The organism is Bremerella sp. JC817 (assembly GCF_040718835.1).
Taxonomy (GTDB): Bacteria; Planctomycetota; Planctomycetia; order Pirellulales; family Pirellulaceae; genus Bremerella.
This window is the reverse complement of the sequence record NZ_JBFEFG010000259.1, coordinates 153,085-170,645: the sequence shown is the minus strand read 5'-3', so window position 1 is coordinate 170,645 and position 17,561 is coordinate 153,085. Positions and strand designations below refer to the sequence as shown.

The 17,561-nt window shown below is 57.7% G+C and carries 18 protein-coding genes; 16 read left to right on the top strand and 2 right to left on the bottom strand.

Annotation, left to right across the window (positions count from 1 at the left end; genetic code table 11):
• Positions 1-267: 267 nt before the first annotated feature.
• A complete protein-coding gene (locus AB1L30_RS05770; RefSeq protein ID WP_367012482.1) occupies positions 268-840 on the top strand; it encodes a PH domain-containing protein in 573 nt (190 codons plus the stop codon).
• An 89-nt stretch (positions 841-929) separates the two neighbouring features.
• Here the strand turns inward: AB1L30_RS05770 and AB1L30_RS05765 are convergent, their stop codons facing one another.
• Complete coding sequence (locus AB1L30_RS05765) at positions 930-1,787, bottom strand: deoxyribonuclease IV (RefSeq protein ID WP_367012481.1); 858 nt, start codon at positions 1,785-1,787, stop codon at positions 930-932.
• Positions 1,788-1,923: 136 nt separating this feature from the next.
• On the opposite strand from AB1L30_RS05765, the gene AB1L30_RS05760 reads away from it, so the two are divergent.
• Both AB1L30_RS05760 and AB1L30_RS05755 read left to right on the top strand, forming a co-directional pair.
• A complete protein-coding gene (locus tag AB1L30_RS05760; RefSeq protein WP_367012480.1) occupies positions 1,924-2,985 on the top strand; it encodes an ADP-ribosylglycohydrolase family protein in 1,062 nt (353 codons plus the stop codon).
• 77 nt (positions 2,986-3,062) lie between these two features.
• On the top strand, positions 3,063-3,749 hold the full coding sequence (locus tag AB1L30_RS05755; protein ID WP_367012479.1) for a hypothetical protein: 687 nt from the start codon (positions 3,063-3,065) through the stop codon (positions 3,747-3,749).
• Here the strand turns inward: AB1L30_RS05755 and AB1L30_RS05750 are convergent.
• Entirely contained in the window at positions 3,746-5,335 is a 1,590-nt protein-coding gene (locus AB1L30_RS05750) for a hypothetical protein (RefSeq protein WP_367012478.1), read from the bottom strand. The genes AB1L30_RS05755 and AB1L30_RS05750 overlap by 4 nt on opposite strands.
• 319 nt (positions 5,336-5,654) lie before the next feature.
• On the opposite strand from AB1L30_RS05750, the gene AB1L30_RS05745 reads away from it, so the two are divergent.
• From AB1L30_RS05745 to AB1L30_RS05685, 13 genes are all read left to right on the top strand, one after another.
• Positions 5,655-5,783: an SEC-C metal-binding domain-containing protein gene (locus AB1L30_RS05745; protein WP_367012477.1), complete on the top strand. Its 129-nt coding sequence runs from the start codon at positions 5,655-5,657 to the stop codon at positions 5,781-5,783.
• A 98-nt stretch (positions 5,784-5,881) separates the two neighbouring features.
• Positions 5,882-6,328, top strand: coding sequence for an AAA family ATPase (locus AB1L30_RS05740; protein WP_367012476.1), 447 nt, complete (start codon positions 5,882-5,884; stop codon positions 6,326-6,328).
• Positions 6,318-7,088 (top strand): tRNA(His) guanylyltransferase Thg1 family protein, encoded by a 771-nt coding sequence (locus AB1L30_RS05735; RefSeq protein WP_367012475.1) that lies wholly within the window; start codon positions 6,318-6,320, stop codon positions 7,086-7,088. The genes AB1L30_RS05740 and AB1L30_RS05735 overlap by 11 nt, the downstream gene beginning before the upstream one ends.
• Positions 7,089-7,198: 110 nt before the next feature.
• Complete coding sequence (locus AB1L30_RS05730) at positions 7,199-7,939, top strand: RNA ligase family protein (RefSeq protein WP_367012474.1); 741 nt, start codon at positions 7,199-7,201, stop codon at positions 7,937-7,939.
• On the top strand, positions 7,936-9,048 hold the full coding sequence (locus AB1L30_RS05725; protein WP_367012473.1) for an AAA family ATPase: 1,113 nt from the start codon (positions 7,936-7,938) through the stop codon (positions 9,046-9,048). The genes AB1L30_RS05730 and AB1L30_RS05725 overlap by 4 nt, the downstream gene beginning before the upstream one ends.
• 39 nt (positions 9,049-9,087) lie before the next feature.
• Positions 9,088-10,476, top strand: a complete 1,389-nt coding sequence (locus AB1L30_RS05720; protein ID WP_367012472.1) for a 3' terminal RNA ribose 2'-O-methyltransferase Hen1 — start codon at positions 9,088-9,090, stop codon at positions 10,474-10,476.
• Positions 10,473-11,423 (top strand): nucleotidyltransferase domain-containing protein, encoded by a 951-nt coding sequence (locus tag AB1L30_RS05715; RefSeq protein WP_367012471.1) that lies wholly within the window; start codon positions 10,473-10,475, stop codon positions 11,421-11,423. Before AB1L30_RS05720 ends, AB1L30_RS05715 begins: the two co-directional genes overlap by 4 nt.
• Positions 11,420-11,788 (top strand): hypothetical protein, encoded by a 369-nt coding sequence (locus AB1L30_RS05710; RefSeq protein WP_367012470.1) that lies wholly within the window; start codon positions 11,420-11,422, stop codon positions 11,786-11,788. The genes AB1L30_RS05715 and AB1L30_RS05710 overlap by 4 nt, the downstream gene beginning before the upstream one ends.
• A 2-nt stretch (positions 11,789-11,790) precedes the next feature.
• A complete protein-coding gene (locus tag AB1L30_RS05705) occupies positions 11,791-11,928 on the top strand; it encodes a hypothetical protein (RefSeq protein ID WP_367012469.1) in 138 nt (45 codons plus the stop codon).
• Between the two features lie 77 nt (positions 11,929-12,005).
• The gene (locus AB1L30_RS05700) at positions 12,006-12,707 is read left to right on the top strand and encodes an ATP-grasp domain-containing protein (RefSeq protein WP_367012468.1); all 702 of its coding nucleotides are present in this window, start codon (positions 12,006-12,008) and stop codon (positions 12,705-12,707) included.
• Positions 12,700-13,461: a nucleotidyltransferase domain-containing protein gene (locus AB1L30_RS05695; protein WP_367012467.1), complete on the top strand. Its 762-nt coding sequence runs from the start codon at positions 12,700-12,702 to the stop codon at positions 13,459-13,461. The genes AB1L30_RS05700 and AB1L30_RS05695 overlap by 8 nt, the downstream gene beginning before the upstream one ends.
• 23 nt (positions 13,462-13,484) lie before the next feature.
• On the top strand, positions 13,485-14,735 hold the full coding sequence (locus tag AB1L30_RS05690) for an SUMF1/EgtB/PvdO family nonheme iron enzyme (RefSeq protein ID WP_367012466.1): 1,251 nt from the start codon (positions 13,485-13,487) through the stop codon (positions 14,733-14,735).
• Between the two features lie 8 nt (positions 14,736-14,743).
• On the top strand, positions 14,744-17,335 hold the full coding sequence (locus AB1L30_RS05685) for a polynucleotide kinase-phosphatase (RefSeq protein WP_367012465.1): 2,592 nt from the start codon (positions 14,744-14,746) through the stop codon (positions 17,333-17,335).
• Positions 17,336-17,561 lie beyond the last annotated feature (226 nt).

Below are 17,561 nucleotides of genomic sequence, written 5' to 3'. Positions count from 1 at the left end.
AGTTTGGCCTGAAACGGCGAAATGAGCAAGCTAAGTCTGGGCGAGCAAACAAGATAACTGCGATTTCCCGCGAGCCGCCCGAAAGTCGGGAGCTGCCATGTTTCGAGAGCTGGTTGTTTTTTCCCCCTCTGCGAATCTCTATAATGACCCGGAAAACGATCAAGAATGGTCTCGTTTTTGCGAATATTGTGGGACAACGACCACATCTCCATTCCAAGAACCACGAAGGCAACCGCCTGACCCCCAATTGTTAGAAGGAAACGAGCGATGGACGCGAGTAATCCGAACGATGCTGCCATAGACCCAGCCGAAAAGAATGTTGAAGACCAATCGCCCCAGGAAAAGTTCACTGCGGGCCGCAAGCGTGGCGAGCGCGGTCCCGACGAAAAGATTTGGAGCGGCGGCTACTCGGCGGTCGACCAGAGCGGCAGTTTCATCGTTCTCACATTGATTACCGTCGGCTTGATTGTCGGTGGTATCTTTTTCATCCCGGTATTGCTGGCCATCCCGGTCCTGTGGATCGGCCAACTGATCCGTGTCTGGTGGATCAAGATGGGGGTTTCGTACGAACTGACAACTCGCCGATTCATGCACGAACATGGCGTGATCAAGCGAACGACTGACCGAATCGAGGTGATCGATATCGACGACGTTACCGTCGAGCAAGGGATCCTCGACCGAATGTTCAACGTCGGAACTATCCGCATCACCTCCAGCGACCGGACCCATCCAGAACTTCGGATCCCCGGCATTAAGGACGTGAAGAAAGTCGCCCTGATGCTAGACGATGCCCGTCAGGCCGAACGCGATCGCCGCGGTGTGTACATCGAATCGGTGTAACCGTCTGATGATTGAGCAAAAGATCTTGTGCAGTCAGGCTGGAGCATACTCTAGCCTGACTGCTTTATTTTACGGCGAGAGCGATATCTCTATTTAACCAGCGAGTGCAGCGTTGCCATGTTCTTGGCGTCGTGCTGGATGCCGTCTTCTTCCCCTTTGGGCGTTTCCAGATACATGGGGATCTTCTTGAAGCGTTTATCGTTCATGATGTGACGGAACGCTTCGATGCCGATCTTGCCTTCGCCGATGTGATCGTGACGGTCGACGCGGCTTCCCAGTTCTTTCTTGCTGTCGTTCAAGTGAATGCCGCGCAACTTGTCAAAACCGATCAGCTTGTCGAACTCTTTGAAGGTCGCCTTGAAATCTTTCTCGTCCGAGATCGGATAGCCGGCGGCGAAGATGTGGCACGTATCGAGACAGACCGCGACCCGTTCACCTTGCTTGACCCCTTGCAGAATCGATTGCAGGTGCTCGAACTTGTGGCCGATGCAGCTTCCCTGACCGGCGGTTGTTTCCAATAGCAACGTCACCGGACAATCAGGCAACTGGGCATGCAACTTGTCGATGGCCTGGATGATCCGTTCGATCCCTTCTTCCAGGGACGAGTCGACAAACGCCCCTGGGTGAAAGACGAGATTCGGAATGCCGAGTTGCTCGCAGCGTTCCATTTCCACGCCGAGGGCTTCGATCGACTTCTCCCACAGTTCGTCCTTGGGGGAAGCGATATTGATCAGGTACGAAGCATGACAAAGCGGCGCCCCGACCTTGTGCTTTGCCATTGATTCCTGAAACAGCTTCACATCCTTATCGGTGATCGCCTTGGCCCGCCACTGGTTGTTATTTTTGCAGAACAACTGCACCACGTTCATCTCGAACTCAGCGGCAGCATCGACAGCCTTGTAATAGCCGCCTGCGATCGACATATGGGCACCGAGGAGATGTGGCATGAAGAAAAGTCCTGAAAATACTAGCTACAATGAATCCGAAAGATGGTTTGGTCTTTCTGCCAAAGTAAACGTAGCAAATGAGACGTGAATCGCCCACCAGACTTCGGCGTTTCCAATAGTAATTGAGTCGAGTGGCATGAACGAAAAAGCGATCGAAGGGTGTCTACTCGGAACCGCAGTTGGGGATGCGCTTGGATTGCCGTTCGAAGGTTTATCCAAGAAGAGGGGGCAAAAGCTTTTTGGTGGTGCGGACGACTTTCATTTCCTATTGGGGCGAGGAATGGTTTCCGATGATACGGAGCATACCTGCATCGTCGCGCAGTCGCTGGTGCTATCTGCCGGCAACGTGGAAACGTTTCAGAAAGCGTTGGCCTCCAGGTTTCGCCGATGGATTCTTTTGCTGCCTGCCGGTGTTGGGATGGCAACCGCTAAAGCCTGTATCCGGCTGTTAGTTGGCTATTCCGCGAAGACATCGGGCGTCTGGTCGGCGGGCAATGGCCCTGCCATGCGCAGTGCCATCTTAGGGGCCTACTTCGGCGATGACCTGCCTTCGATGCAATCGTTCGTCCAATGCAATGCAAGGATCACGCATACCGATCCTCAGGCAGAGTTGGGGGCATTCGCGATTGCATTGGCGGCGAGTCTCGCCAGTCGCGGGCGCCAGGTTGTGTCTCACGAGTTTGTCGATACCTTCCAGAAAATGACAAGCCAGCGCCCCGAGTCGTCCCCGTTTGTTCAGCTGTTGAAACCAGTGGCACAAAGTATCGATCGAGGCGAGAGTACCGCGGAGTTCGCCCAGTCGATAGGCTTGGGCCAACGGGTTGGTGGGTACGTTGGTCATTCGGTCCCGGTGGTGCTGCATTGCTGGCTTTCGAATCAAACGGACTTTAGCAAAGCCATCATTTCGATGATCGAGTGCGGCGGCGATACCGACACCAATGCTGCCATGGTAGGTGGGATCGTTGGCGCACGTGTTGGTAAAGAAGGAATACCGCAGCGCTGGATCGACGGCATGTACGAATGGCCAATGACGATTGAGCGAATGTCGCAACTCGCGATTCAACTTGCGAAGTCAAAGGATTCGCAAGTCGCTGCCAAACCGGTGTCGGTCGGCGCGATCGGTGTCCTCCTGCGTAATGTGTTCTTTTTGCTCGTCGTGTTGTTTCACGGCTTCCGGCGGTTGCTTCCTCCCTATTGACTAGGTGCCATCGTTCCCGGCCAACTGAACTGCCGAACCGCTGAACCCAACAAATTTCAAAACACCAAGGAGTTGCTGTGCCGTTCTCGCTCGATCAGGTTGTGCCGTGGGGGCGTTCTCGGGATGAATATCTGCGGATGTTCGCCCTGGACGCTCGCGATTTGCAGCGAAAGATCATGGGCTGTGCGGATGGCCCGGCGGCGTTTCAAGCGGAAGCCAATCAACGCGGCGTTTCGGTGGTCTCTTGCGATCCGCTGTACGCCTTCTCTGCGGCGGAGATTGAAGCGCGGATCGATGCCTGTTTTGAAACGGTGCTGCAGCAAACCGAGCGGAACCAGGATGGCTTCGTCTGGAACGACGCGATCCCCAATGTCGCCCAACTCGGACACATCCGCCGGGAAGCGATGGAAATATTCCTCGCCGACTTCCCGGCCGGCAAACAGGAAGGCCGTTACGTCGCCGCCGAACTGCCTGATCTTCCGTTTCCAACCGATGCGTTCGACCTGGCGTTGTGCTCGCACTTTTTGTTTCTCTACGATTCGCTGGGCATCGACTTCCATGTCCACTCGGCGATGTCGCTGCTGGCGGTCGCCAGCGAAGTCCGCATCTTTCCGCTGCTACAACTCGACCGACAGCGATCCCCTTTTGTCGACGTGGTAACCGCCGCCGTTCAGGCCGAAGGTCACCATGCCGAAGTCATCGAAGTCAATTACGAGTTTCAAAAGGGAGCCCGCCAGATGCTCCGGCTGACCCGCTCTGCCTAGTCGTCGAGCGGCTCGCCGGCGGCAAGCTTCTCGAGCGTGTCACGGACATCTTCGTCCGGTTCTTCCGCGATTGCCCGCTCTAAGGCAACGGTCAGCTCGTGACCCCACAGCGGCTTCCCCCAGGCATCCATCGCCGTGGCCACCATGTTTCGCGAACGAATGATCGGGCTGCGCAGTCCACACAGCAGCAGTTGGCGGCCATGGCCAGGAAACTTGCCGAGCTCTTGCAGCACGTACTCCAACGCATTGTGCTGCTGCCATTCCAGACCGAGCCCCATTTCCAGTCCTGGACCGGTGGCCAGTTCGTTAGGGTTCAACAGTTCTTCCGCCAGAGCGACCACTTCATCGATTCGCTCGTCAGTGGCGTGCGTGGCCAACTGATACCAGTTCGACCCGTTACCAGCGTCGCGACGGACGCGGGCAACTTGCGTTTCCCACGTATCGATTCCCAGCGAGTCGGCCGCTGACAACGCTATGAAGTACTTGCCGTTGTCGTCGCTCTGAAGCTCCGCTTCGGTGAGCGTGACCCACATGGGACGCTGCAAGATGGCATCGCAATCGACCGCAATCGACTGACGAAGCTCTTCCGTCCAGCCGAAGTCGACCAGTTGATCCCACTCCGCCGTTTCACTGCGAACGTAGTTGCGGATCTCCTCCAAGGCGTGGAAGTGCTCCAGCGATTGGGCCACAGCCATCATTTGATCGACAAATAGCCGAGTCGCACGGGGACCATCTTCATAACAGCCCATGTCCTCCGCAGGTCCACCCCGGATCAGCGCGGTCAGCAAGTCGCCTGCTCCGTCGAGCAGTGGCTGGTCGACTACCTCCGCTGCAAGCGCCGTCAGCAAGTCTCCAGTCACCGCGCAGGTGTAAGCGAGGTACTCGTTCAAAACGCCGTTCCGATATCCTTCCCGCAGCAGCCAATGCTTGATCTCAGGGTTTTGGGTGTCGGCGAGTCGTTCGACCGTTTGCACGCGGCCCCAAGACTTCGCGCTCTTCGCAAGCTCCCACAAGGCGAGCTCGGAACCTTCGGTCAAGTTGGTCAGTGCGACGGCGCAGAACAGCGTGAACTCGTCGTGACGACCCAACGCTTGCAGCACTTCGACATGGGGCGGCCAATCGAAGATTCCGATCAAGGCGATCCCGAACTTCACCGGCTCGCGGTCAGGCGATTCGGTCGCCAGCGAATAGCCTAGCTCGTACAAACGCTGTCCGTCGAGCGAAGCTTCGCTGACGATTGCCTTCAGGACCGCATCGATCAGGCCGAGAATCTGTTCGTTAAGTGCCAGTTCGTAAACGGCTCGCTTGTTGGCAGCGGTTGGCTGGTGGCAATAGGCGATCACGGCCGCGGCGATTTCGTGGACCTGCTGGTCTTCATCAGGGCCTGACACGTGATGCGAAAAGACGCCGTCGAGGGCACCGGGAGCAAACCGAATCGCCTTGCCGGCGTTCACCTTCTCATGGTCAGGCAATTCGTAGCCTTCCTGGTTCAGGCCGGGACCTTCCGCAGGAATGTGCTGGCAGATGTGTTCGTAGATGGAGGGATGCTGATCCCAGGGCATCGTTTCTAGACTGGATTCGGTCATGGATTGCTCCTGCATTTCGATCGCTTCGTGGGAGCGGCCCCGATGGCCGTTCCTTGGTTGCTGATGACATTTCGATATGAACGGCTCAGACACCTGACTGCTGGCGCCGGTTCGACAGAAACTTTTGGCGAACCTTTCTCTCGGGAGACTTGTCGTAGTCACCAATGCTTTCTGGCGAACGGTGCCGGAGCCAACCCAATTCAACCACTTTCGATAAGGAGAGATCTCATGGATACCAACGACATGAATGAATTCGAGCAGGAATCTTCCTTTCGAGCCAATGAGCAAACGTCGGCGTGGTTTCCCTTCGGAAACTAACGTGAAACGCGGCGTACGGATCGTGCATGGCGACAAGCTTCTGCAAGAGAAGCTGGGCCGCAACGATCTCTGCCCGTGTGGCTCGGGGAAACGATTCAAAAAGTGCTGCCTGAAGAAAGGCCGCTTTTGATGGTGCCAACCGAGACGACTACTTTTAGGGAGTGACCTTCCCAGAAGCCCGCTCGGTGCGTGATCGCCGGGCGGGCTTTTTTCGTGGAATGATGTGATATGGAAGCGGTCCTGTTTATCGGAATCCCTGCCTCGGGCAAATCTTCGTTCTATACCGAGCGGTTTGCCGGCACTCATGTCCGCATCAGTCGCGACATCCTGAAGACGAAGCATCGGGAACGGCGTTTCATCGAAACCTGTCTGGAAACCAACCAGTCGATGGTCATCGATAACACCTGTCCGACCCGGCTCGAACGGCAGCGGCTGATCAACTTGATTCGATCCTCTTCAACGCCCTGCCGCGTGGTTGGCTATTACTTTCAATCACGGATCGCCGACTGTTTGCGTCGGAATCACAAACGTGCTGACGCGGTACCAGAAGTCGCGATCATCGCCAAAGCCAAGCAGTTGGAATTGCCGAGCCTGAGTGAAGGATTCGAGAGGTTGTTTTACGTCCGGCTCACCGAGACCGGGTTTGAAGTGGAGCAGTGGAACGATGAAATTTGACGTTTTAGATCGAATGATGCGAGTCTTTGAGACCTCGGCCGATTTGTGCGTGCTGCCAGGCATGTTCATGGTGGCCCGGCTCGACGGTCGTCGCTTCACCCGGCTGACCAAAGAGGAAGGCAACTTCGAGGTTCCGTTCGATGTGAAATTTCGTGACTGGATGGTCTCGACAACTGAGGCCTTGATGCATTGTGGGTTTCGCGTGCTGTATGGCTTCACGGAGAGTGATGAGATCTCACTTCTGCTACATCCTGATGAACAGGCCTTTGGACGGAAGCTGCGGAAGTACAACTCCACTCTGGCCGCGGAAGCAAGTGCTCATTTTTCGTTGAAATTAGGCAAGGTAGCAACCTTTGACTGTCGTATTTCCCAGTTGCCAGGTCCGCAGAAAGTGGTCGATTACTTCCGTTGGCGCAGCGAAGACGCGTCGCGGAACGCGCTGAACAGTTGGTGCTATTGGACACTGCGGGATCAAGGAGAATCTCGACGGGGGGCAACGCAACAGTTGAACGGCCTGGCGACCGCCAGAAAACGAGAGCTGCTGAGGTACTACGGAATCGAGTTCGACCAACTCCCGGCTTGGCAACGGCGAGGCGTCGGATTGTATTGGAAACGTTTCGCTCGGAAAGGCACGAATCCGCAAACGGGCGATCAGGTGGACGCATTTCGGCGTAACGTTTACGTCGAGTACGAGCTTCCTAGCCAGGCTGAATATAGCTGGCTGATTCAGCAATTGTTGGCGCCGGCATTGACCTCGTAAAAACGCGAGGATGGTTCCAGGTTCGCCATTTTCCTATAGCCAGCGGTCGTCGATCGCGTTACAGAAAAGGATTCTGGCCGGCGTGATGTCGGCGGAAGCAGTGAGAGACGATGGGTACATCACACGGAAACTTTACGAAATATCCGCGGACGCCCCACTTGTTTGGTTCGATGGGAACCGACGACGATAAGCACCTGGGCGAGGCGGAGTCGTGCGAGCTGATCGCCGATCCTTCGCTGATTGTTGAAGAGAAGCTCGACGGAACGAATGTCGGGATTCACTTCAGCGACGACGGCCAACTGGTGCTGCAATGTCGTGGGCACCTGATCACCGAGGGAATGCATCCGCAGTACGACTTGTTCAAGCAATGGGCAAGCGTGAAACGATTCACGCTGGAAACCCAGCTCGAAAATCGCTACTTGCTGTTTGGCGAGTGGCTCTATGCCCGGCACACGGTGGCTTACCACCAGTTGCCGCACTACTTCTTCGAGTTCGATATTTTCGACAAGCAGCAGCAGGTCTTTCTCGACTTGGAACGTCGGATGGAACTGCTGGAAGGGACCGGGGTCGTGACGGTGCCGGTGCTGCATCATGGAGCGATATCGAGAAAAGAATTGGTAAAACTTGTCGGGGCATCGCGCTTCAAGAGCGAATTCCATAACCCGGACGATGGCCGGGTCGACGACCGGATGGAAGGGCTTTACGTGCGAACGGAAGCGGACGGAGTGGTCACGGCGCGGGCCAAGTTCGTGCGACCCGAGTTCACCGAGAAGATCAAACAAAGCACCCATTGGCAACAACAAGTGATGGTCCCCAATCAATTGGCGGACGGAGTCGATATCTGGTCATGAACTGGCAAGAACTACAACACGCATCGCTCGACCGCTTGATCGGTTGGGCCGAAACGCAGCCTTGGTGTCGCGCCATGGCCGAGTGCGCTCAGGATGCGCAGTGGCATGCCGAAGGAGATGTCTGGACGCACACCCAGATGGTGCTTCGCCAGTTGGAAGAGCTTGAAGCCTGGCCAACGATCGGTTCGCACGACCGGACCGTTTTGAAGTTCACGGCGCTCTTTCACGATGTGGCCAAGCCGCTGACAACGCGACTCGACGAACTGACCGGACGGATCACTTCGCCGAAACATGCGGTCAAAGGAGAGCACGTCGCACGGGCCGTACTGCGCGAACTTGGCTGCGATGTGATGACGCGAGAGGCCATTTGTCGACTGGTGCGATACCATGGACGCCCGGTCTTCTTAACCGAACGGGACGATCCGCAGCATGAAGTGGTGCGGTTGTCGTGGATGGTGAACAATCGGCTGCTGTATTGGTTTGCCCTGGCCGACTCGCGCGGACGCGATACCGATAGTATGTCGCGACCCGAAGAGAACTTGGACCTATGGCAACTGGCGGCCGAAGAAGTCAATTGCTTCGATCAGCCTTATCCGTTCGTTTCCGATCATGCCCGGTTCACGTTTCTGCGTGCTGCCGAGCCCAACTTGTATTACGTCCCGCACGAGCAGTTCCGCTGCCGCGTGACGTTGATGGCGGGGCTGCCAGGCAGTGGCAAAGATACGTGGATCCAGCGTCATCGCGAAGATTGGCCGGTGGTCTCCTTGGACGATCTTCGCCAAGAGCTGGAGATCGATCCGACCGAAAACCAAGGCGTCGTTGCCCAGGCCGCGCAAGAGCGATGCCGCGAATTGTTACGGGCCGGAACGTCGTTCGTATTCAACGCGACCAACACCATGCGTCAGACGCGTGGCCGTTGGCTCGATTTGTTTGCTTCGTACGACGCCCATGTTGAAATCATTTATTTGGAGCCTGACTTCCGCGAGATCCTGCGTCAGAATCGTGCCCGCACGCAGCGTGTGCCGGAAAGTGTCATTCACCGCCTGGCCGAACGATGCGAGCCTCCGACGTGGTGGGAGTGTCATCGTTTGCAGTACGTCGCTTCATGACCCCTTCATTGGTTTCCTTTGCCTTTCGCAGCGTGATTCATGCTTCTCTCGATTTCGACCACTCACAAGCCCGCCACCGACCTCAGCTTCCTTTTGCATAAGCACCCGGACAAGTTCCAGTCGTTTGCAACCTCGTTCGGCAAAGTGCATTGCTTTTACCCGGAAGCCAGCGAAGAACGCTGCACGGCCTGCTTGCTGTTGGAGGTCGATCCGGTTGGCATGGCACGCGGTCGAAACCGTTCGCCGGGTGATCTCCTTTCGCACTACGTGAACGACCGATCCTATGTTGCGTCGTCGCTGATGAGCGTGGGCATTTCACAGGTTCTGGGGACGGCCCTGGGTGGGCGATGCCAAAAGCAGCCGGAACTGGTGACGCAGCCCCTGCCCCTTCAGGCGACGCTCGATGTGTTGCCGGTTTGTGGTGGAGCAGCCGTGTTGCGGCAGCTGTTCGAGCCGCTCGGTTATGAAGTGGAAGCGACGCGGCAGACGCTCGATGCAAAGTTCCCCGAGTGGGGCGACAGCTCGTACTTCAGCGTCACAATTCGCGGCGAAGTGACGCTGTCGCAACTGCTGACGCACCTTTATGTGCTGATCCCGGTGTTCGACAACGAAAAGCACTACTTCGTCGGCGAGGCGGAAGTGGAAAAGCTGCTGGCCAAAGGAGAAGGTTGGCTGGCCGATCATCCTGCCAGAAACCTGATCACGCGGCGCTACCTCCGTTTCCGGAGCGGCCTGTATCATCAGGCACTGGCGCGACTGATCGAAGAAGAAGCGATAAACGACGAACCACCGGAAGAGACCACCACGACGCAGGAGAGCCAGCAGCAGCAAAGCCTTAACCAGCAGCGGCATGCGGCGGTACTGCAGACCCTGATGGAAAGTGACGCGAAGAGCGTGCTGGACCTGGGCTGCGGCGAGGGTCGCTTGTTGCGGTCGCTGATCGAGCAAAAGCAATTCCGCCGGATTGTCGGCGTCGACGTGGCGATTCGCACGTTAGAAATCGCCAGCCGAAGATTAAAACTAGAGCGTTTGCCCGAGGCCCAAGCCGAACGGGTCGAACTGATCCATGGATCGCTGACCTATCGCGACAAGCGATTGGAAGGCTTCGACGCGGCAGCCGTGGTGGAAGTGATCGAGCATCTCGATCCTCCGCGGTTGGCGGCGCTCCAGCGGGTTTTGTTCGGGTGCGCTCGGCCGAAAACGGTCGTGCTCACCACGCCCAATCAGGAATTCAACGTGAAGTGGGAAAGCTTGCCGGCCGGGCAGTTTCGCCACGCAGACCATCGTTTCGAATGGACCCGGCCACAGTTTCAAGCGTGGGCCAACCAAATTGCCGAAACGTACGGGTACACCGTCACGTTTCAGCCGGTTGGCCCCGTCGATGACGAGGTCGGATCGCCGACCCAAATGGGAATCTTCCGCCGATGACGCATCCAACGCATTACCACGAAAACCTGATCTTCTCGCCCGGTACCCAGGTCGTCGCCTTGCGCGATGTCGTGGGGCAGAACGGACGAACGCTGCACCCGCGCGGCGCTGTGGGCGTGGTCGTGCGTGCGCCATTGGACCTGGCCGATAACTATCGCGTCCGCTTCCCCGACGGTGTGGAAGAGCCGCTCAAGACGAGCGAAGTTGCCTTGCTGGCGAAGCACAAGGAAGGCGACATCGGCAACAGCAAGGTGACCAGCGAACGCAACGATTTGTACGAGCGGGTGATCTTGCAGTGCATCATCGGTTCGCAGGCCTATGGGCTGAGTGACTCGGAGTCCGATATCGATCGCCGGGGGATTTACCTTCCACCGGCCGATCTGCATTGGTCGCTTTACGGCGTGCCAGAGCAACTGGAGTGCGAGAAAACCCAGGAAGCGTACTGGGAGCTGCAAAAGTTTATCGTGCTGGCATTGAAGGCGAACCCCAACGTGCTGGAGTGTCTCTACTCTCCCCTGGTCGAGAAAGCGACACCGCTGGCCAAACAACTGTTGGCACAGCGCGAGATGTTCCTTTCGCGGCTCGTTTACCAGACGTTCAATGGTTACGTGCTGTCGCAGTTCAAGAAGATGCAGGCCGACCTGCGGAATCAGGGGCAAGTGAAATGGAAACATGTCATGCACCTGATTCGCTTGCTGATCTGCGGGACCCGTGTCCTGAACGAAGGGACCGTGCAGGTCGAAGTGGGCGAGCATCGCGAGCAACTGCTGGCGATCAAGCGGGGCGAGATGCCGTGGGGAGAGACCGAACGTTGGCGACGCCAACTGCATGTCGATTTCGACACAGCGCTGGCCAACACACGTTTGCCCGAACGACCCGATTACGAACGAGCGAATTCCTTTTTACTTCAGGCCCGACGTGCGGCCCTATCGGCAGAACTGCCATGAACACGCCAAAGACAACGCAAACTTTGTTTCGGCCCGTCGGCCGGAAAGAACTCGACCTGATCGCGGCCACCGGCTGGAAGCAATTCCCGCCGCGGCTCGATTGGCAGCCGATCTTCTATCCGTTGCTGACCGAAGAGTATGCCATCTTCATCGCCCGGCAGTGGAACACCAAAGATCCGGCCTCCGGTTTCGAGGGTTACGTGCTGCGATTTGAAATCGATGCGGACTACATTGGTCAGTTCGAAGTGCAGAACGTTGGCGGACCGGAATCGCTGGAGTATTGGATCCCGGTTGAAGGACTGAGCGAGTTCAATCAGAACATCGTTGGCAAGATCGAAGTGATTCATCAGTATGCCGGAGCATAAGCATGGGCAACGCGTCCGTATCGTTTGTGCTCTGCCACGAAGAGTTCGATCATCGGCTGGTCGATAGCTGTTTTCAGGAAGAATCGGAAGCGCTGACCGACCTGGAGATCCGCTACGACCTGTCGATTTCGTCGCTTTAAAACGGCAAGACGGCGCGGCGGCAGTACGTCGCGTTCGTCCTGCTGCGCTGCCGACGATTGCGATTTATCGAGGCTGGATGCTGACCGAGGCGGAGTATGCCGTATTGTATGAAGCACTTCAGACGAAGAATCTGACGCTGCTCAATACGCCGGCCCAGTATGCCCACTGCCATTACTTGCCGAACTGCTACGCCGAGATCGAAGCCTTCACGCCGAAGTCGATTTGGATGTCGAAACGCGAAGCTTGGGACTTGGACGAAATTGTCGCCGAGGTGCAAGCATTCGGGCCAAAGGCTGCGATCGTCAAAGATTACGTCAAGTCGCGGAAGCATGAATGGCACGAGGCCTGTTTCATTCCGAGTACCAACGACGCTGATGCCGTCCGGCGCGTCGTGTCGAACTTCATCGAGCGCCAGGGCGACGATTTACAGGGCGGGCTGATCTTTCGCGAGTTCATCCCGCTGCTGCCGGCCGGGACGCATCCGCGAAGTGGCATGCCGCTCACCCAAGAATGGCGATCGTTGGTGCAGGATGGCAAGGTGATCGAAGCGGCCCCCTATTGGGACGTGCAATGTTACTGCGAGTCGCCGCCGATGCAAAAATGTGAAGCGGTGCTGGCGAATGTGAAAAGTCGCTTCTTTAGCTGCGATGTCGCCCAGGCCGCCGACGGAAACTGGTGGATCATCGAGCTAGGCGACGCCCAGGTAGCCGGTCTTCCGCCGACCACCAAGCCGGAAGCGTTCTTCTGGCAAGTTACGGAACGAGTAAGTCATGAATGAAATCGAATCGCGCCTGGTAGCCCAGGTCGACAAACATCCCTATCCCCTGCTCTTCGCCACGGTCAGTGGTGCGCACCTGTATGGCTTTCCGTCGCCAGACTCTGACTTCGATCTGCGCGGATGCCATGTGCTGCCGCTGGCGGAAACGGTGGGTCTGGTCACCGGTCCCGAGACCGTCGAGAAGCAATGCCTCGAAGATGGACTGGAACTCGATCTGGTAACGCACGATGCGAAAAAGTTCTTTCAATTGATGCTGAAGAAGAACGGCTACGTGCTGGAACAGGTCTTGTCGCCACTGATCGTTCACACCACCCCGTACCACGAAGAGCTGTGCTCGCTGGCGAAGGGATGCGTGACGCGACATCACGCGCATCATTACCTGGGATTCGCCGGAACGCAGTGGCGATTGTTCGAGCAAGAATCGCCACCGCGGGTCAAGCCGCTGCTGTACGTTTACCGCGTCCTGCTGACCGGAATCCACTTGATGCGCAGTGGCGAGGTCGAAGCGAACTTGAGGCATTTGAACGAGATGTTCCAGCTTTCGTACTTGGATGAACTAATCGAACGCAAAGTCAGCGGACCTGAGAAAGGAACACTCAGCGATGCGGACGTGGCATTTCATCTGGCCGAGGTACGGCGACTGACGGCCTGGCTGGAGCAGTGTCGCCTTGAAACCAGCTTGCCGGAAGCACCCTCGACAAGCGACGCCTTGCACGACCTGCTCGTACGTGTCAGGCTCGACGTTGTGTCGTAACTCCAGCAGAAGGTTTACCGAAGATGGCTTATAGCTTGAACGAAATCGAAGAACGCGTTTGCGAGATCGCGCAGCGGATACTAAACCTTCCGCCGCACAAATGTCGGCCGGACAGTCGCGTGATCGAAGACCTGGGCTGCGATAGCTTAGAGGCGGTCGAGTTGATGATGGAGCTGGAAGATGCCTTCGATTGCAAGGTTTCGAATGACCGTTCCTTTCCGCTTGGCAATGCGATCTTCACCCGCAATCCGATGCGGCTGCGTGACCTGGCCGAGTTAATCTATGTGCTGCAAGCGACCGGCAAGATCGAGCGGCCAACCGGCTGGGCCTGGCTGCGGCGGAAAGAGGTCCAGCGGCCGACGATCGATGCCGATCTCTTCACGCAGCTTGGGGGAAGGTTCGATCCGCAGACGCTCGAAAAGAAATTCACGCTGCTGGAAGATCTCGGCAAAGTGGATGGCCTCCGTCAGGCACGTCGCCGGACCGATGGAATGCGCTGCGTGCAGATCCCGGCCGGCAAAGCCATGGTGGGCAGCGACGCGGCGGATGCCCTCGACGACGAACGACCACGCCACGAGGTTGCGCTCGATGCGTATTGGATCGACGTCGAGCCAGTCTCGACGACCGCCTGGTGCCGGTTTCTGAATTCGATCGAGCGTGGCGAAAGCCATTTGGCTCGGTGGATGCTGCTCGACGAAGCGGATGATCGCATCGTGCAATTGCCGGTCGTTCGCCGCGAAGGAATGTGGACTCCGCTAAGGGGGACGGCCATGTTGCCGATAGTGCTCGTTTCATGGCATGGAGCCAATGCCTACGCGTTGTGGGCGAATCAGCTCGATTGGCGGGAGTATGCCAGCGTCGACGGTCCATTGCCGAGTGAAGCGCAGTGGGAGCACGCCGCCGAAGGAGCATTTCAATCGGCAGACGAAACGAACTTTGTGGCAGGTCAGCATGTCCGTGGAGAGACCTACGATGCCGAAAACCTGCCGATGGCCCCAGTGCATCATCCGTTGGGGATGTCGCGGTTCGGATTGCATCATATGGCCGGCAACGTCTGGCAATGGTGTCGCGATTGGTACGCGGCCGACTTTTATCAAACATCGGAAAGCCAGCTTTCGAACCCGCTAGGCACGCAGCCCAGTGGCATTCGCAGCGAGCGCGGCGGCAGTTGGGTTGGTCCGGCCGAGTTGTGCCGGGCCTCGTATAGGCGCGGTCGCCATGCCGACGCCTTCGGCCGCTGCCTCGGCTTTCGCTGTCTTACTTGGACGAAATAACTCTCTGCATGAAGATCGAACTTCCCCAGCTTAGTCTTGTACTTTTGATCGGGCCGAGCGGCTCGGGCAAAAGCACCTTCGCGCGCCAGCACTTCTTGCCAACCGAAGTCCTCTCGTCCGACTTTTGTCGCGGCCTGGTGAGCAACGACGAGAACAATCAGGCCGCCACGGGCGATGCCTTCGACTTGCTGCATACCATCGTTGCCAAGCGTCTGCAGCGTGGCTTGTTGACGGTGGTCGATGCGACCAACGTCCAGCCTGAGTCGCGGCGTCCGCTGGTGAAACTGGCCAAGCAAATGCATGTGCTGCCGGTGGCGATCGTATTGGACATGCCCGAGAAACTGTGCCAGGCCCGTAATCAAGAACGGCCAGACCGCAACTTCGGTCCGCACGTCGTTCGGCAGCAGCGTTCGCAGCTACGCAAAGGTTTGAAGGGACTGAAAAAGGAAGGGATCCGCAACGTCACGGTTCTTTCGACCGCGGACGAAGTGGAGTCGGTCACGATCCAGCGCGTTCCGCTGTGGAACGATCGGCGTGGCGAGCATGGACCGTTCGACATCATCGGCGACTTGCACGGCTGCGCCAGCGAGCTGGAGCAACTGCTCGAGCAGCTTGGCTATCAATTGATGCCTTCCGGCGAAAGCTCGCCATGGTGGGGCGACCAAGTTTATCAGCATCCCGAAGGTCGTCAGGCATTCTTCGTCGGCGACCTTGTCGACCGCGGTCCGCGCGTGCTCGACTGCGTGAAGATCGTGCGGAACATGGTCCAGCATGGCAGTGGGCTGTGCGTGCCTGGGAACCACGACATGAAGCTGGTTCGGGCGATCCGGGGCAAAGATGTGCAGCGGCGACATGGTCTCGAGCAATCGATGGCGGAAGTCGACGCGTTGCCCGAAGCGATCCGCAAGCCATACAGCATGGCAATTGCTGACTTTCTGGATGGACTGGTCAGTCACCTGGTGCTGGACGATGGCAAGCTGGTCGTGGCCCATGCCGGGATGAAGGAGGCGTTTCAAGGTCGTTCGTCCGGAAAGGTTCGCGAGTTCGCTTTGTTTGGGGAACCGACAGGCGAAATCGACGAGCATGGGTTACCTGTCCGCGCCGATTGGGCGGCCGAATATCGAGGCAGCGCGATGGTGGTCTTCGGCCATACTCCGGTTGCCGAGCCTTTGTGGCTGAACAACACGGTCAACATCGATACCGGCTGCGTGTTTGGCGGCAAGCTAACGGCGCTGCGCTATCCTGAGAATCAAATCGTTTCGGTTGCGGCACAGCAGACCTACTACGAGACCGCGCGGCCGTTTCTGCAGCAAGACTCGGCCGACGGCTCTCTGTCGGCTCAGCAGCAGCATGACGATTTGCTCGATATCGACGACGTGCGTGGCAAGCGAATCATTTCGACGAGCCTTCAGCGAAACATCACCATCCGTGAAGAGAACGCAACCGCGGCGCTGGAAGTGATGAGCCGTTTCGCGGCGAACCCGAAGTGGCTGATCTATTTGCCGCCGACGATGTCTCCTTGCGGTACGTCGGAGCTGCCTGGTCTTTTGGAACATCCGGCCGAGGCGTTCGACTACTTCCAGCAAGAGCAAGTCGCCCGCGTTGTTTGTCAGGAAAAGCACATGGGGTCGCGGGCCGTCGTGGTGATCTGCCGCAACGCGGACGCTGCCCTAGATCGATTCGGCGTAACCGAAGAGGAAACCGGGATCGTTTATACACGAACCGGTCGCCGCTTTTTCAACGATGCGCAGATCGAAGCCGAACTGCTCGATCGACTGAGAAATGCGATGGACGCGAGCGGTTTCTGGGAAACCTTCGAGACCGACTGGGCTTGCTTCGACTGCGAGCTGATGCCCTGGTCGGCGAAGGCGCAGGAACTGTTGCGTTCGCAATACGCCGCAGTCGGTGCGGCAGGCACGGCGGCGCTCGAGAAGACGATCGCGGCCCTGACTACGGCGGGCGAACGACTCGACCTGGAGGATCTGCCCGAGCTGACGCTGTTCCACCAGCGGCAGACGAACGTGCAGAAGTTTGTCGAAGCGTACCGGCAGTATTGCTGGCCGGTCGAATCGATCGGCGACCTCAAACTAGCGCCGTTTCACTTGTTGGCAACCGAAGGCCGCACGCATACCAACCAAAACCATGTCTGGCACATGCAGACGTTGGCCAAGGTTTGTAAGGCCGACCCTGGGCTGCTGCTGGCAACGCAGTACAAGGAGGTCGACCTGACCGATCCTGCGGCGGTGACCGAGGCGATCGAGTGGTGGCAATCGCTGACCGATCGTGGCGGGGAGGGAATGGTGGTGAAGCCGCTCGAGTGGATTGCACGGCGCGGCCAGGAATTGGTCCAGCCTGCCGTGAAATGTCGTGGGAAGGAGTACCTGCGGATTATCTACAGTCCTGACTACGACACGCCAGAGAACTTAACGCGACTGCGAAAACGAGGCCTCGGCCGCAAGCGTTCGCTGGCGCTGCGCGAGTTTGCTTTAGGAATCGAGTCGTTGGAACGGTTTGTGCGTAGGGAGCCATTGCGCCGAGTTCACGAGTGTGTCTTCGGTGTGCTGGCCTTGGAAAGCGAACCGGTCGATCCGCGATTGTAAGCCCGGATGGTGATGCCATGCTGTGCGACGATCAATGAGAAAAAGAAGATTCCGCGACAAAAATCTCTGGCGTGGCGGACTAAATACTAGCCGTCTGGCGAGATCTTCGGCTCGGCGAACGTCGCCAGGTGTGGCTTTCCACGACTCCCCTGCACGACCCATTCCCTGAGAGCGGGTCAGCGTTGTACGCTTGAGGCTGCGGCAAAGATGATCTACCTCGAAGGAT